This window comes from Cereibacter sphaeroides 2.4.1, assembly GCF_000012905.2.
Taxonomy (GTDB): domain Bacteria; phylum Pseudomonadota; class Alphaproteobacteria; order Rhodobacterales; family Rhodobacteraceae; genus Cereibacter_A; species Cereibacter_A sphaeroides.
Genome location: NC_007493.2, coordinates 1,845,692 through 1,859,417, shown reverse-complemented (window position 1 = coordinate 1,859,417; position 13,726 = coordinate 1,845,692). Strand labels below are relative to the sequence as shown.

At 66.7% G+C, this 13,726-nt stretch carries 13 protein-coding genes and 2 tRNA genes; 6 read left to right on the top strand and 9 right to left on the bottom strand.

All coding sequences use genetic code 11. The features are described 5' to 3' along the window. Nucleotides 1-40: 40 nt before the first annotated feature. Together RSP_RS08975 and RSP_RS08970 are read left to right on the top strand one after the other, a co-directional pair. Entirely contained in the window at nt 41-694 is a 654-nt protein-coding gene (locus tag RSP_RS08975; protein ID WP_029534514.1) for an NAD(P)H-hydrate epimerase, read from the top strand. Next, a complete protein-coding gene (locus tag RSP_RS08970) occupies nt 691-1,527 on the top strand; it encodes an NAD(P)H-hydrate dehydratase (RefSeq protein ID WP_017140239.1) in 837 nt (278 codons plus the stop codon). Before RSP_RS08975 ends, RSP_RS08970 begins: the two co-directional genes overlap by 4 nt. A gap of 87 nt (nt 1,528-1,614) precedes the next feature. On the opposite strand, the gene RSP_RS08965 is transcribed toward RSP_RS08970, so the two are convergent. Continuing rightward, on the bottom strand, nt 1,615-2,085 hold the full coding sequence (locus tag RSP_RS08965) for a Hint domain-containing protein (RefSeq protein ID WP_011338022.1): 471 nt from the start codon (nt 2,083-2,085) through the stop codon (nt 1,615-1,617). Between the two features lie 198 nt (nt 2,086-2,283). Between RSP_RS08965 and RSP_RS08960 the strand changes: the two genes are divergently transcribed. Then, nucleotides 2,284-2,368, top strand: a tRNA-Leu gene (locus RSP_RS08960). Nucleotides 2,369-2,392: 24 nt separating this feature from the next. After that, entirely contained in the window at nt 2,393-3,727 is a 1,335-nt protein-coding gene (gene tig, locus RSP_RS08955) for a trigger factor (RefSeq protein WP_002720285.1), read from the top strand. 323 nt (nt 3,728-4,050) lie between these two features. Here tig and rplI read toward each other — a convergent pair whose 3' ends face one another. The 3 genes from rplI to rpsF are packed head-to-tail and all read right to left on the bottom strand — an operon-like array spanning nt 4,051 to nt 5,279. Further along, on the bottom strand, nt 4,051-4,620 hold the full coding sequence (gene rplI / locus RSP_RS08950) for a 50S ribosomal protein L9 (protein ID WP_011338021.1): 570 nt from the start codon (nt 4,618-4,620) through the stop codon (nt 4,051-4,053). 12 nt (nt 4,621-4,632) lie between these two features. Next, complete coding sequence (rpsR, locus tag RSP_RS08945; protein WP_002720283.1) at nt 4,633-4,860, bottom strand: 30S ribosomal protein S18; 228 nt, start codon at nt 4,858-4,860, stop codon at nt 4,633-4,635. Nucleotides 4,861-4,880: 20 nt separating this feature from the next. Next, a complete protein-coding gene (gene rpsF, locus RSP_RS08940) occupies nt 4,881-5,279 on the bottom strand; it encodes a 30S ribosomal protein S6 (protein WP_011338020.1) in 399 nt (132 codons plus the stop codon). Nucleotides 5,280-6,451: 1,172 nt separating this feature from the next. On the opposite strand from rpsF, the gene RSP_RS08935 reads away from it, so the two are divergent. Next, nucleotides 6,452-7,156, top strand: coding sequence for a hypothetical protein (locus RSP_RS08935; protein ID WP_023003673.1), 705 nt, complete (start codon nt 6,452-6,454; stop codon nt 7,154-7,156). Nucleotides 7,157-7,268: 112 nt separating this feature from the next. Further along, nucleotides 7,269-7,342 (top strand) — tRNA-Cys (locus tag RSP_RS08930). Nucleotides 7,343-7,416: 74 nt separating this feature from the next. On the opposite strand, the gene RSP_RS08925 is transcribed toward RSP_RS08930, so the two are convergent. From RSP_RS08925 to RSP_RS08905, 5 genes are all read right to left on the bottom strand, one after another. Continuing rightward, nucleotides 7,417-8,277, bottom strand: coding sequence for a tyrosine-type recombinase/integrase (locus tag RSP_RS08925; protein WP_227590602.1), 861 nt, complete (start codon nt 8,275-8,277; stop codon nt 7,417-7,419). Between the two features lie 91 nt (nt 8,278-8,368). After that, nucleotides 8,369-9,808 (bottom strand): phage/plasmid primase, P4 family, encoded by a 1,440-nt coding sequence (locus RSP_RS08920; protein WP_011338016.1) that lies wholly within the window; start codon nt 9,806-9,808, stop codon nt 8,369-8,371. Beyond that, entirely contained in the window at nt 9,801-10,430 is a 630-nt protein-coding gene (locus RSP_RS22430; protein WP_227590601.1) for a hypothetical protein, read from the bottom strand. The genes RSP_RS08920 and RSP_RS22430 overlap by 8 nt, the downstream gene beginning before the upstream one ends. Nucleotides 10,431-11,208: 778 nt before the next feature. After that, entirely contained in the window at nt 11,209-12,699 is a 1,491-nt protein-coding gene (gene nhaC, locus RSP_RS08910) for a Na+/H+ antiporter NhaC (protein WP_011338014.1), read from the bottom strand. Between the two features lie 235 nt (nt 12,700-12,934). Beyond that, nucleotides 12,935-13,711 carry a MetQ/NlpA family ABC transporter substrate-binding protein gene (locus RSP_RS08905; protein WP_002720280.1) on the bottom strand — a complete coding sequence of 259 codons (777 nt, stop codon included), beginning with the start codon at nt 13,709-13,711 and terminating at the stop codon, nt 12,935-12,937. Nucleotides 13,712-13,726 lie beyond the last annotated feature (15 nt).

The window sequence follows — 13,726 nt, the reverse complement described above, 5'->3', positions numbered from 1 at the left end:
AACAGGCCCGGAAGTGGTACAACTTGTCACGTCTGCCCAAATGCGCGCCATTGAGAATGCGGCGATGGCCGCTGGACGGGCGACCGGACTGCAGCTGATGGAGCGCGCCGGAGAGGCGGTGGCGGCGGCCGTTCCGGACTGGCCCGCGCCGCGGCTGGCGGTCGTCCTCTGCGGGCCCGGCAACAACGGGGGCGACGGCTTCGTGGTGGCGCGTCTGCTGGCCGGGCGCGGCTGGCAGGTTCAGGTCTTTGCCCTGGGGTGGGAGGCGGTGTTCCCCGAGCTCGGCCCGCCCGGACTCGTGCGCGCCCGACAGGGCACGGATGCCGTCACGAATGCGCGGCGCTGGCGGGACGAGGGCGGCAGCTGCCGTCCGCTCACCGCACTCGCGGAGGTGGAGGCGGGGCGGATCCTCGTTGTGGATGCGCTTCTCGGGATCGGGCAGACGCGCCCCTGCGACGAGCTGCTCGAGCCCTACTGGCGCGCTCGCGCTCGGTGGGACCGCGCGGGGGCCGAGGTCCGAACGCTCAGCGTGGATGTGCCGACCGGCTTCGACTGCGACAGCGGCGCGGCACTCGCGCGGCGGCCCTTCGAGGCGGATCTCGTGGTGTCCTTCCACGCCGAGAAGCCGGTGCACGCCCGCCTGCGCGCGGCGGGCGTCGCGGTGACGGTGGCCGACATCGGCCTTTCCTCATGAGGCTGCGCGAGATCGGGGCACCCGATGCCGCGCGGATCGCGAAGCGCGAGGGGCAGCACAAATACGATCATGGTCATGTGCTGGTCCTTGGCGGCCCGCCGGCGCAGGGCGGGGCCGGCCGGCTCGCGGCCCGTGCGGCGCTGCGGGTGGGGGCCGGGCTCGTGACACTGGCCTGCCCACCCGCGGCGCTGGCCGAGAATGCGGCGCGGCTCGATGCGGTCATGCTGCGGGCGCTGGAGGGGACGGAGGATCTGGAGCGGCTGCTCGCCGACCGGCGTCTCTCCGCGCTCTGTCTCGGGCCGGGCTTGGGCCTCAGCGACCGCGAGCGCGACCTCGTGGCGGTGGCGCTCGATGCCGGGCGGCCGACGGTTCTCGATGCCGATGCGCTAACCCTCGTCGCGCGCGAGAGGGGGCTGCGGCAACGGCTGCATCCGGGCTGTGTGCTCACGCCTCATATGGGCGAGTTTCGCAGTCTCTTTCCCGGGACGCCCAACGACGAAGCCTCCCGCGCCGAGGCTGTCCGGGCGGCCGCGGCGGAGACGGGGGCGGTGATCCTCCTGAAAGGGGCCAAGACGCTGGTGGCGGGGCCGGAGGGGCTTGCGGTTCACGCGGCCACCGGCGCCCGTGGCGCGCCCTGGCTTGCCACGGCGGGGGCGGGGGATGTGCTGGCCGGGCTGATCGCGGGCCTCCTCGGCCGGGGCCTCAGGGGGCAGGAGGCGGCCGAGGCGGGCGCCTGGCTCCATGTCGAGGCAGCGCGCATCGTCGGCCCGGGGCTGATCGCCGAGGACCTGCCCGAGGCCCTGCCTGCTGTCTTCCGCGCCCTCGGCCTCTAGGGCAGGAATGGCATCGCGACCATTGGGATGAGCTTCCCGCCCGCAGTCCGCGCCGGTGCCCGCACGGGATGCCCCTCGGGTAGGCGATCACACGGCAAGGGCGAGCGGCTCGGGCCGGGTCACGGGATGGAGTTCGCTCGCATAGATCGCCGCCGGGGCCGCGAAGGTCAGCGTGACGAGATCGACGTCTTCCATCGGCAGAAGCCGCGTGAGCTGCCCGTCCACGAGCCGCCGCGCGGGCAGGACCACGGGAGATTGCCCGTAGAGCAGCTCCGCCCGGGCGCCCCGCAGCAGGAGCGGCTGGTCGGCGGGAACCAGAAGCGTCTCGTCCGGCTGGCCGTGGGCGAGGGTGCTCGCCCCGATGGCGACCATCTCGGTCTGGGGCAGGGTGGTCATCTCGGCAGCCAGAACCGCGACCGCGCCGCTCCGCGCCACCAGCCGGTCGCCCGGTCGGATGCCTTCGGCGGGCCGGATCCCGGCCAGGGTCAGAACCGGCGTCCCGGCCGTCAGGGAGAGGCTGTGCCGAAGCCCGAGCCCGGTCGGAGAGATCTCGCTCATCTTCGGCCCTTTCCTGCGGTTCGCTCGCCCCAAGGATGAATCACCGGCGGTGGTTCATTTCTGTGGCAGAGAGAAGAAACATTGCGGCGAAGACAGGGCGGCGCCTCTGCCGGAGCCGCGCTTTTCCTCTCGCATCGGACCGGTCCCTTTGCTAGAAGGGCGCGGATTTTCGGGGCGTGCTCACGCGCGGCCCCGAAGGCGGGTGTGGCGGAACTGGTAGACGCAACAGGTTTAGGTCCTGTCGCCGCAAGGCGTGGGGGTTCGAGTCCCTTCACCCGCACCAGAGGAACAAAGAGGACGGAGAGACATGCAGGTCACCGAGACCCAAAAGGAAGGTCTGAAGCGCGCGTACACCATCACGGTGACCGCTGCCGAACTGGACGCCAAGGTCCAGGAAAAGCTCGTCGAGGCGCAGCCCGACATCGAGATGAAGGGCTTCCGCAAGGGCAAGGTGCCGCTCGCCATGCTGAAAAAGCAGTTCGGCCCGCGTCTTCTCGGCGATGCGATGCAGGACGCCATCGACGGCGCCATGCGCGATCATCTCGAGACCTCGGGCGACCGTCCGGCGATGCAGCCGGAAGTGCGCATGGTCGATGGCGAGACCTGGAAGGAAGGCACCGACGTCGTCGTCGAGATGAAATACGAGGCCCTGCCGGAGATCCCCGAGATCGAGACCTCGAAAGTCTCGCTCGAGCGGCTGGTGGTGAAGGCCGATGAGGCCGCCATCGAGGAAGCCCTGAAGAACCTCGCCGAGTCGGCGCAGAACTTCGAGGACCGCCGCAAGGGTTCGAAGGCCAAGGACGGCGATCAGGTCGTGATCGACTTCAAGGGCTCGGTCGACGGCGAACTGTTCGAGGGCGGCTCGGCCGAGGATTACCCGCTGGTGCTGGGCTCGGGCTCGTTCATCCCGGGCTTCGAAGAGCAGCTCGTCGGCACGAAGGTCGATGACGAGGTGACGGTGAAGGTCAGCTTCCCGGCCGAATATGGCGCGAAGCATCTCGCGGGCAAGGAAGCCGAATTCGCCTGCACCGTGAAGGCCGTGAAGGCGCCGAAGGCCGCCGAGCTCGACGACGAGCTGGCCAAGAAATACGGCGCCGAGGATCTGGCCGCTCTCAAGTCCCAGATCTCCGAGCGGCTCGAGGCTGAATACAAGGGTGCCTCGCGCGCCGTGCTGAAGCGGGCGCTGCTCGACCAGCTCGACCAGATGGTGAGCTTCGAGCTGCCGTCGAAACTCGTCGAGGCCGAGGCGCATCAGATTGCGCACCAGCTCTGGCACGAAGAGCACCCGGAAGAGCACGGCCACAACCACGGCAACATCGAACCCACCGACGAGCACAAGGCGCTGGCCGAACGTCGCGTGCGCCTCGGGCTGCTGCTGGCCGAGATCGGCCGCAAGGCCGAGGTGACGGTGACCGACGCCGAAATGACCCAGGCGGTCCTCGCTCAGGCCCGCCAGTATCCGGGTCAGGAGCGCGCCTACTTCGAGTTCGTGCAGAAGAACCCGCAGATCCAGCAGCAGCTCCGCGCGCCGATCTTCGAGGACAAGGTCGTGGACCTGATCCTCGAAGGCGCGACGGTGACCGAGAAGGAAGTCGGCAAAGACGACCTCCAGAAGGCCATCGAGGCGCTCGACGAGATGTGATCCGTCGCCCATGGCGACGGGGGGGCCGCTCCTTCGGGGGCGGCCTTTTCTTTTCCGAGGGTCGGCTCCGGCGCGGACGGCCCTTTTCTGTCCGAGGGTCAGGTCAGACGAGGACGGCGTTTCTTTTCCGGGGGGTCAGGTTAGGCGAGGCAGACGCTTTCTTTTCCGAGGCTCAGGTCAGGCGAGAATGGCCTTCTCCTCTCCGAGTGTCGGGTCGGGCGAGGGTGCCGGGCGGTCGGAAGATCGGGGCGGCCGCGGCCTTAAGGCGCAACGAAAAAAGCCGCGCCCGGAGGCGCGGCTTTTCCCTGATCGGTGAAGATCGTTCAGTCTTCTTGCGAAGCCGCGCCGATCTCGTCGAAGAGCTCGGCGATCTCGAAGTCGGCCGCGGCTTCCGCCTCGGCGGCGAGCTCCTGGATCGACTTGCCCGAAGCCTGCAGTTCGGCTTCCTCGACCGACCGCGCGACGTTCAGCGTGATCTTGACCACGACTTCCGGGTGCAGCGTCACGGTGACGGTGTGCAGGCCCAGGTCCTTGATCGGACGGTCGAGCACGATCTGGCCACGGCCGACGGTGAAGCCGGCTTCGGTGGCCGCCTCGGCCGCGTCACGGGTGGTGACCGAGCCGTAGAGCGCGCCGGAGTCGGAGGCCGAGCGGATCACGACGAAGCTCTGGCCGTCGAGTTTCTCGGCGACGGCAGCGGCCTCTTTCTTGGTCTCGAGGTTCTGCGCTTCGAGCTGGGCCTTGCGGGCCTCGAACGACTTGATGTTCGACTCGTTGGCGCGCAGCGCCTTGCCCTGCGGCAGCAGGAAGTTGCGGGCGTAACCGTCCTTGACGTTCACGACCTCGCCCATCTGGCCGAGCTTGGCTACACGCTGGAGAAGGATGACTTGCATGGGATCAGCTCCTCACTTCACGGCGTAGGGGAGCAGGGCGAGGAAACGGGCGCGCTTGATGGCGGCCGCGAGTTCACGCTGCTTCTTAGCCGAGACGGCGGTGATGCGCGAGGGCACGATCTTGCCGCGCTCGGAGATGTAGCGCTGCAGAAGACGGGTGTCCTTGTAGTCGATCGCGGGAGCATTGTCGCCCGAGAAGGGGCAGACCTTGCGGCGACGGAAGAAGGGTTTGTTGGCCATGGGAATTCTCCTCTGCTCGATCAGCGACGGAAGCCGCCACGGTCGCCGCGATCGCCGCGGTCGGAACGGTCGCCCCGGTCGCCGCGCTCACGCTCGTCGCGCTTCTGCATCTGGATCGAGGGGCCTTCGGCATGCTTGTCGACCTTGATGGTCAGCACGCGCATCACGTCGTCATGAAGCCGCATCAGGCGTTCCATCTCCTGCACGGCGGCCGAGGGGGCATCCGACTTCAGGAAGGCATAGTGGCCCTTGCGGTTCTTGTTGATCTTGTAGGCCATCGTCTTGACGCCCCAGTATTCGCGGTCGACGACCTTGCCGCCGTTGTCCGCGAGGACCGTCGAGAAATGTTCGATGAGGCCTTCGGCCTGCGCGTTGGACAGGTCCTGACGCGCGATGAAGACATGCTCATAGAGAGACATGCGGGCTCCAATCTGTCGGGCGCATTTCATAGGTCGGGCCAATCCTTCCGCGGCCCGTCCACGAGAGTCTGCGCCGGTTCGCATGAGAGCGGAAGGATGGGGCCTTATAGCGGCCTTCGCGCCGGATGCAAGCGCGAAGGCCCGCGCGAGGGCCGGCTCGAACGCCCGCACAGGGCCCGCAAGGGCAGACCGTCCTCCGCGCTCCAAAGGCCGACCGTTCCTTGCCCCGCGCGGAAACTCGCGACTGCTTTCCCTTAAGGGCCGCGCTCCCTTCACGTCCCGGGCGCGGATCACGTCCTTCCTCTGCATTTTGTCTGCAGGCAGGTGGCCGAGCTTCTCGACACCCCATGCGAGGACCTTGTCATAGTCGTCGCAGGTGCGGGGTGCGAGCTTCCGGAACCGGTTGCCGGCCCGGTAGGACTTGAGCAGCGCACGGAAGCTCCGTCGTGTCGGCTCCGGTGTGAGCGCGCCGTTCAGCAGCTTGACGTATTCGAGTGCGACGGCAGGCGTGCCCAACGTGGACTTGATCCGCTGGGACTTCTGCCCGCGCCGCTCGAAGTACAGCAGACCGCCCTTCCGGACGTAGACATAGGCTGGAAGGTCGCGCTTCATCAGCGCCTCATGTCGACCAAATCGAAGGCATTCGCCGCGCTGATCCCACCGTGCGGTGATACCTTCAGAGTGCCGTCGAGCAGGACTTCGACCGCGAGGCCCACCTCGCGCGGATCACCTATCTGGCGACCTTGTGAGGCGGTTGCGGTGCTCGAGGTGCGCCCTGACTGCCGACGCGGCGATCATGCTCGAGCCGCCGGAGGAGGCTTCGCGCCAGTTCATGGCTGCGGAAGGCGTGAGCATCCATGCGCCGACCTTTTACTGGACGGATGGCCGGGGCTGGCACTGGCCAGAGAATTGACGGTCGCGGGCAGGCTTCCTTCGGCAGAACGCCGAGGAAGTTCCGCCTTGGTTGGGCGCGGAACTTATAGCAGAGGGGAGAGCGCTTCTGTCGGTATTCATGCGGCGTGCGGCTTGTAGCGGGGCTGTGCACTCTCTCGCGTCAAGCTTGAGACGGAAGCGTCGTCTGCGTTGCGACGGGAACGCTTAAGCTACTTCCATCATAGCATAATTTCACCGATTATGTTCTCCCGAGCAGTTGCAATGGCGGACGAGTAGTGATGGAATTTCTTGATGCCGTGGCGCGCTTATTCGCCACGAACGGGTCTGCAGATGCAGCAGAAATCGCGTTGAGGGATCTCGCCGCGCAGGAGGCTATGGCTTTTTGGGCCAAGGCGATGTTCTGGGCCGCGGTTGGGTCACTGGGGCTCGGGCTTGTCACGCTTGGCACAGTGGCCTACACGCTGCTCTACACGAGGCGCAGCCTTGATATCGCAAGAGATACGTTTCGGGAAGCGGAGAAGGCTACCGAGGTCGCACGGGCAACCCTGATGTCAAATCGTGCCTATCTCGTGCCTGGACCGGTTGAGTGCAATCCAGGGACGCAGGGGATAACCCTCATTCAGTCTTGGCTGAACACCGGTTCCACGCCTGCCGTTAAAGCCATACCTTGCGCTCAGCACAGGGTGACGGCGGTTGGTGACCCTGTTCCTCGCTTCGACTTGCCGGAACGAGAAGAAGATGCGGGAGATGGTGCGGTCGGCTCGGGCGGAAAGATTCTGTGTTCTGAGCTGTTCATCGACGCGAGAGCCCTTCGGGACGCATCGGAAGGTCGTGCAGCGATCTACATCTATAGCGCCGTGATGTATCAAGATGTCTATGGGCGGCAGCATCAAGCTGAGGGGACGAGATGCGTAGAAGTAGGGGGCCATATCGGCGCTTTACCAAGGATCCGTTCAGCCGGCCCGCAGAACACATTCAGCTGATCAGGTACGCTCGGAACGACTCGTGACCGAAGCGCGAATGTCGGAACCACTGCCGGAACCGAGAAACCGCCTTGACGGCGCCAGAGAGAAAACCTAATGAGGCCAAGGCTCCGGCGGGTTGGCGGAGAGGTTACGCAGCGGATTGCAAATCCGTGAAGACCGGTTCGATTCCGGTACCCGCCTCCAAGCATTCTCAATGGCTTGCAAGCTATCCTCCTTCTCCTCGGTTGCTCCGTTTACAGGAGCGTTTACAATCTCGTTCATGATGCGGACCCTTTTGCGGTCGCGAGCTTGACCAAGATTGCGTCGGTTTCATCGGGCGAGACGCGCGCGTAGTGCTCGATCACTGCGGCGGCGTGTCGGATGCTCCAGCCCATGTGAGCGGCGATCTCGGCGAGGGAGAGGCCCGCGGACAGAAGCCGCGTGGCAGCGGTACCGCGCGCGTCCTGAAGGCGCAGATCGTAGCCCAGGGACTCCGGTGTCAGCCCGGCCTTGTCCCGCCACTGGCGCAGCCCCTCCGAGGCGCGGTGCGGCGTCAGCGGCTTTCCCCGCTCGCTCAGGAGGATCAGCATCCGGTCGCGCGGCGTAGCGTCCAGGAGCTTCCCCATCGCTTCGGTGACGGGAATGTATGCCACCCGCTTGCGCTTGCTGGTCCTCACCCGAATGCGACGGCCATGCGGCGTTGCCTCAACGTGGCTCCACGCGAGCTTCGTGAGGTCAGCCACGCGCAGGCCGGTTTCGCAGGCAGCCGTCAGAATGCGGCGGATCCATTCAGGGGCCTTGGCCTCGATTGCCTCGCGGTGATCCGGCGTCCAGACAATCTCGGCGCGGTCCACCTCGTACACCTTGCGGAGCCGCTGGCAGTGATGCTGCCGGATCTTGCCTTGATCCACCGCCCAGTTCAGGAGCACGGCGGCGACGGTCCCGGCATAGTCATACTGACGCGGTGAGTGCGCCCACTGCTTGCGCCACTCGTTCACCTCTCCCCGCGAGCCGGGGTCTTCGAAGATCTCGGCCGGGTCGTCTTTGAACTCCTCAGCCAGCCGCAGACCCCACCGACGGTAGTCCGTTCGGGTCCGTTCGCCCTTCGGCATTTCCGGGCTCGAAAGAAAGTCGTCCACCAGATTCGGGACCGTGTAGGCTGCCGCCCGAGGCAGCGCCGTCGCTTCGGTGTAAGCCGCGAGGAACTCCCGGCTGCTTGGATAGTGGGCCTCATCGATCCAGAACTTCGGACCGCCGCGCCAGGCATAGAAGTGCCACCCCTTGCCTTTGCGCGTTTCGCGGCCGACAGCGTGGACACCCGGACGCGCCGGGATTGCGGAACCACGACGCGGTACCGATGAACTTGGCATCCACGGCCCAGGTGAGGCGGAACTCCATCCCGAGGGTGTTCCAGCCCGCCCGTGTCTCGATCCGCGGCGCGGATTGACCGTCGAGGAACGCATGGGCGAGGCCGTCATGCAGGGCGGGATTGCCGATGAGGTACCAGCCGGTGGCGCTGGTGAGACCCGGCTCAACGATCAGCTCAAGCGTCCCGCTGAAGGGGTTCACGTCCGAAACCGCCGCCGCGGCGATCTCGGCCAGAACTTGCTGCGCCACGGTTTCCAGCTCGGCCGGCACGACGAGCGCCCACGGCTCTACCGGTTTGACGTTCGCGAGGGCAGGGCGGTGGTTCCCCACCAGCGTCAGCTTGAACTGCGGCGTGTATGTGAAGAAGTCCCGGCGCATGAAGCGGGCCGTGATCCGGTCCCCGCCGGTCATCTGCTTGATGCGGCTCTCGGCCCACGCGCGGCCCTCCTCGGTCTCCGATGCCGCCACCAGACGCGCGCCGGCCAACATCGCAAGGTCGGTCGGGTGCCGGTCGCTCTTCGACGCTGTGAAGGTCTCCATGCCGGCCGTGGCGGCGTAGTCGCCCAGGAGACCGGTCAGCGTGTTGATGAACACCGACTTCCCGTTGCCGCCGTCGCCATAGAGAAACACCAGCGTGTGCTCCCGCGTGATGCCGGTCAGGCTGTAGCCCGCCCACTGCTGCAGGAACCGCATGACACTCGAGTCGGCGCCGGTCGCATCCTCTAGGAACTGCCACCACGTCGGGCACGTCTCCTGCGCAGCGGGCGCTACGGCCACCCTGCGCGTGATGCCGTCCTCGGGGCGAGGCACGGCGCTCCGCCCGGTGCGCAGGTCTACCGTCTCACCCGGACAGGCGACGAGCCACGGGTCCCGATCCCATGCCTCCTGCGTCACCGCGTGCGCCGGATCGGCCCGCGCCAAGCGCTCGACGCCGCCCGCGAACGATGCCTTGCGTGCCGTCGAGAGGAGCGAGTGCTTCGCCCCCTCCGATGCGAGGCGGGCGAGGCGGCGGCAGTATTCGAAGGCGCGCGAAGTCGTGTCGGCTTGCCAATGGTCTTCCTGCCAGTGATACCACCGGCCCGCGTCGTGATCGAAGCGGAGAGTGCCGCCGTACTTTTCGGTGAAGGCGCGGGCAACGCCATCCTCAGTCACCTCGATCTCAACAGGATCTTCCTGCGCAGGCGGCGGCTGGCGCGGCCGAGGCGGCGGGATATCCTCCATTTGATCGAACTGCGCGCGGACCCCCTCCGGACCAGAGGGCGCGACGGCGAGAGGCTCGAGGCTGGCAAATGGATCATCCACGGCGGCGGCCCTCCTCCGCGTGAGGGGCAACGCGGTCGAGGAAGGCTTGCTTCTCCGCGTCGGGCAGGGAGTGCCACGTCTCGACCATCAGGCGCTTGCGCTGGTCGAGGCAGAGCGCCGTCCGCCCGCCGAGGATGGCGCGCATGGCGGCCGCCATGTACTCCACCAGCTCGACCGGAGAGGCGACGGCGGCCCACCACCGGGCGTCCTCGCGCACCCGGCCGAACACGTCATGGGGAGGGGTGCCCGCCGAGAGACGCAACAACTCTTCCGTCATGATGTCGGCAGCGTCGTGCGGATGGGCGGCCCAGATAGCCCGATAGAGGGCAATTGCGCGAAGGCCACGGTTCGGGTAGCATTCTGCCTCGGGATTGCCTTCCTGACCGGTGGCACCCTCACTATCCGCCCCGACTGCGCCCGCCAGCGCGTCGGGGTTTTTCTTTGCGGATTGGTCGACTTCCGCGTTTACAGACGCCTCATAAGTGCTTGATTGTTCGTCGTGAACAAACGCGGTGCGTTTACAGGTCGGCTCTTTATTTTCAATGGAATTAACCGGATTGCAAATCCGTGAAGACCGGTTCGATTCCGGTACCCGCCTCCATGACTTCACTGACATTTTCAACCGCAAAGCTGGTGGAGCCGTTCGAGTTCCGGCAGCCGTTCCGACCTTCCCCCTTTGGGTCCGCTCCGTTTGCGACTCATCTGCGGACCGTGTGCGAGCCTTCTGCCGCGCCGCTCATGCCTCTGTCGCGTTCATCGCCACCGTCTGGTGCCCGCGCCCGCTCATTCGTGTTGCTGCCTCAAGCGGCATCAGAGAGCGCGTCCGGGAGTGCAGGCCTCAGGTCGGGTGCGGTGCCGACCTTCGCTTTCGTGGAGGTTCGATGTCGGCGGCGGTAGGCCGCGCGCTCGAGGGTAGGGGCAGGGAAAGAGCCGGGGGCTTTCGCCCTCACGCGGAGGATGTCGCCTCCCGTTCTGCCTGATGGCTCAAGTCGCCAGAACTTGGATGGATCGCCGCCCGATCCGTCAAGGTCGAGGTCACTGGCTTTCCCTCGCGCTGATCGCCCGGCGGACCGGCGGGGCGATTGATCCGCATGATCCTGATCGCCGCTTTTCTCGTCGCAGGCATCGGCCTCATCGGCTGCCTCGGTTCTCTGGGGCGCCTTCCCCGCAGCATCTGGCTTGCGGCGGCGGGGGGCGTGGCTGCCGGCTATGTCTTCCTGCGCATCCTCCCCGAACTCAGCGCCCATCAGGCCACCTACTCGCGCGTGCTGGGACTCGGGGCACAGGCGTCCGAGACCTGGGCCTTCCTCGTGGGCCTCGCCGCTGGCCCCCTCACCGGGCAGTCTGACGGCTCGCGCGCCGGGCCGACCGGGAGGCGGCTCGGCACCTCACGGCGGCCGTCACGCGCCGCTGTCCGAGAGCGCATGATCCTCCAGATCCATCACATCCTCGTCCGTCTTCTCCCAGCCCGCCCGCTCGTCGTCGGTCGCCCGCGGCGAGAAGAGGCCGGTGAAGGCGTAGAAGATGCCGATCAGGGGCGCCGTCCAGCAGGCGAAGGCGAGGGGGATATAGAGGAGGTTCTGGATGTTGCCCGACATGATCCCGAGTCCCAGCGCCGAGATCACGAAGGCGCCGCCCGCGTTCCAGGGGATCAGCGGGCTCATCAGGGTGCCGCCTTCCTCGACGGCGCGGCTGAGGTTCAGCGTCGAATAGCCCATGCCGCGGTAGAGCGGCGAATACATGCGCCCCGGCAGCGCGATGGAGATGTAGGGGTCGCCCGCGACCATGTTCGTGGCGAAGGCGGTGGCGATGGCCGAACTCTGGACGGCGGCGAAGGTCTTCACCCGCGAGATGATCGCGGTGATGATCGCCTCGAGGCAGCCGGTGCGCTCCAGCGCGCCGCCGAAGCCGAGCGCGATCAGCATGAGCGAGATCGTCCACATCATCGACTGGATGCCGCCCGAGTTCAGCAGCGTGTCGATCTCGGCCACGCCGGTCTCGATGGCATAGCCCGACTGCGCGTAGGTGAAGACCTGGTGGAGGCCTGCGCCTTGAAGGAAGAGGGCGATCAGCGCGCCCACCAGCACGCCCGCGAACAGGGACGGCAGCGGCGGCTGGCGCATCAGCGCGAGCACGACGACGACGAGGGCAGGCAGGAGCGGGATCAGGCCGAGCTCGAACCGCGCGTCGAGCTCCTGCGTGATCCGCTCGATGGCGCCGAAGGAGGCCTCGTGCGGCTCGATCAGCGCGTAGCCCGCGACCAGATAGGCCGTGAGCGCGATCAGCATCGCCGGCACCGTCGTGGGCAGCATGTTGCGGATATGGTCGAAGATGTTCACCCCGGTCACGGCAGGCGCGAGGTTCGTCGTGTCCGACAGGGGCGAAATCTTGTCACCGAAGAAGGCGCCCGAGACGACGGCGCCTGCCGTCCAGTAGGGCGGGATCCCGAAACCCGCCCCGATGCCCATCAGCGCGAGGCCCACGGTGCCGACCGTGCCCCAGCTGGTGCCGAGCGAGAGCGAGACGACCGAGCAGAGGATCATGGCCGCCGCAAGGAAGATCGACGGATTGAGCAGCGTGAGCCCGTAGTAGATCAGCGTCGGCACCGTGCCCGAGGCGATCCAGACGCCGATGATCATCCCGACCACGATCAGCACGGAGAGCGACGGCATCGAGACATGGATGACGTGGAAGACGCCCTCGCGGATGTCGAGCCACTTCTGACCGCGCAGCACCCCCACGAGCCCCGTGATCGCGAGCCCGATGACCAGCGGTATATGCGGGGTGAAATCGCCGAAATAGAAGAGCTGAAGGGCGAGAAGGGCGAGCGTCAGAACCACCGGCACGAGGGCAAGCGGCAGGGACGGGGGGGCGAGCCTCGGCTGTTCCATGTCTGCCTCACAATTGAGTGTTCGACAGGGAAAGCACCGAAACCGGCCTTCCGGTTCCGAAATCGGCCGATCCGGCTGTCTGTGGTGCCGGTGGCGGTGTCGAAAGGCTCAGGGGAAGCGCGGGATCCACCGGGCTTTCAGGAAGCCGCCTGGGGCCTCGAGCGGTCGCGTCACCTGTGGGCCGCTCGGGGCCGAGGAAAAAAGGGGCGGAGCGTGTGGCTCCGCCCGCCGAATGTCACCAGGAGGTGATGACCGAGCCCTGATATTTCTCGTCGATGAAGGCCTTCAGCTCGGGCGAGTGATAGGCCTCGACCAGCGTCTTGACCCAGGGCTGCTCCTGATCGCCGTTCCGCACCACGATGATGTTGACGTAGGGGCTGTCGGCCTTCTCGGTCGCGATCGCGTCGGTCTTGGGGTTCAGCCCCGAGGCCAGCGCGTAGTTGGTGTTGATGAGCGCCGCGTCGAGATCGGCCAGCGAGCGCGGAAGCTGCGCCGCATCGAGTTCCTGAAACTTGATGCCCTTCGGGTTCTCCGTCACGTCGAGAACGGAGGGCGTGAGGCCCGTGCCCTCTGCCAGCTTGATCTGGCCCAGATCCTGCAGCACGAGGAGCGCGCGCCCGCCGTTGGTGGGATCGTTCGGGATGCCGACCTGAGCGCCCTCGGGCAGGTCGTCGAGGCTCTCGATCTTCGAGGAATAGAGCCCCATCGGCGTGGTGATCGTGGTTGCGACCGGCACCAGATCGAAGCCGCGGTCCTTCACCTGATTGTCGAGATATGGTTGGTGCTGGAAGGAGTTGGCCTGGATGTCGCCATCGGCCAGCGCCTGGTTCGGCACCACATAGTCCGAGAATTCGATCACGTCGATCTCGAGCCCCTTGGGGGCTGCGATCTTGGCGACCTCTTCCATGATCTCGGCGTGCTCGCCCGGCGAGACACCGACCTTGATCTCTTCGGCGAGGGCGCCGCCGGCGATCAGGGCGAGCGCGGAGGCGAGGGTGGTCATGCGCAGCATGAGATGTTCCTTCTG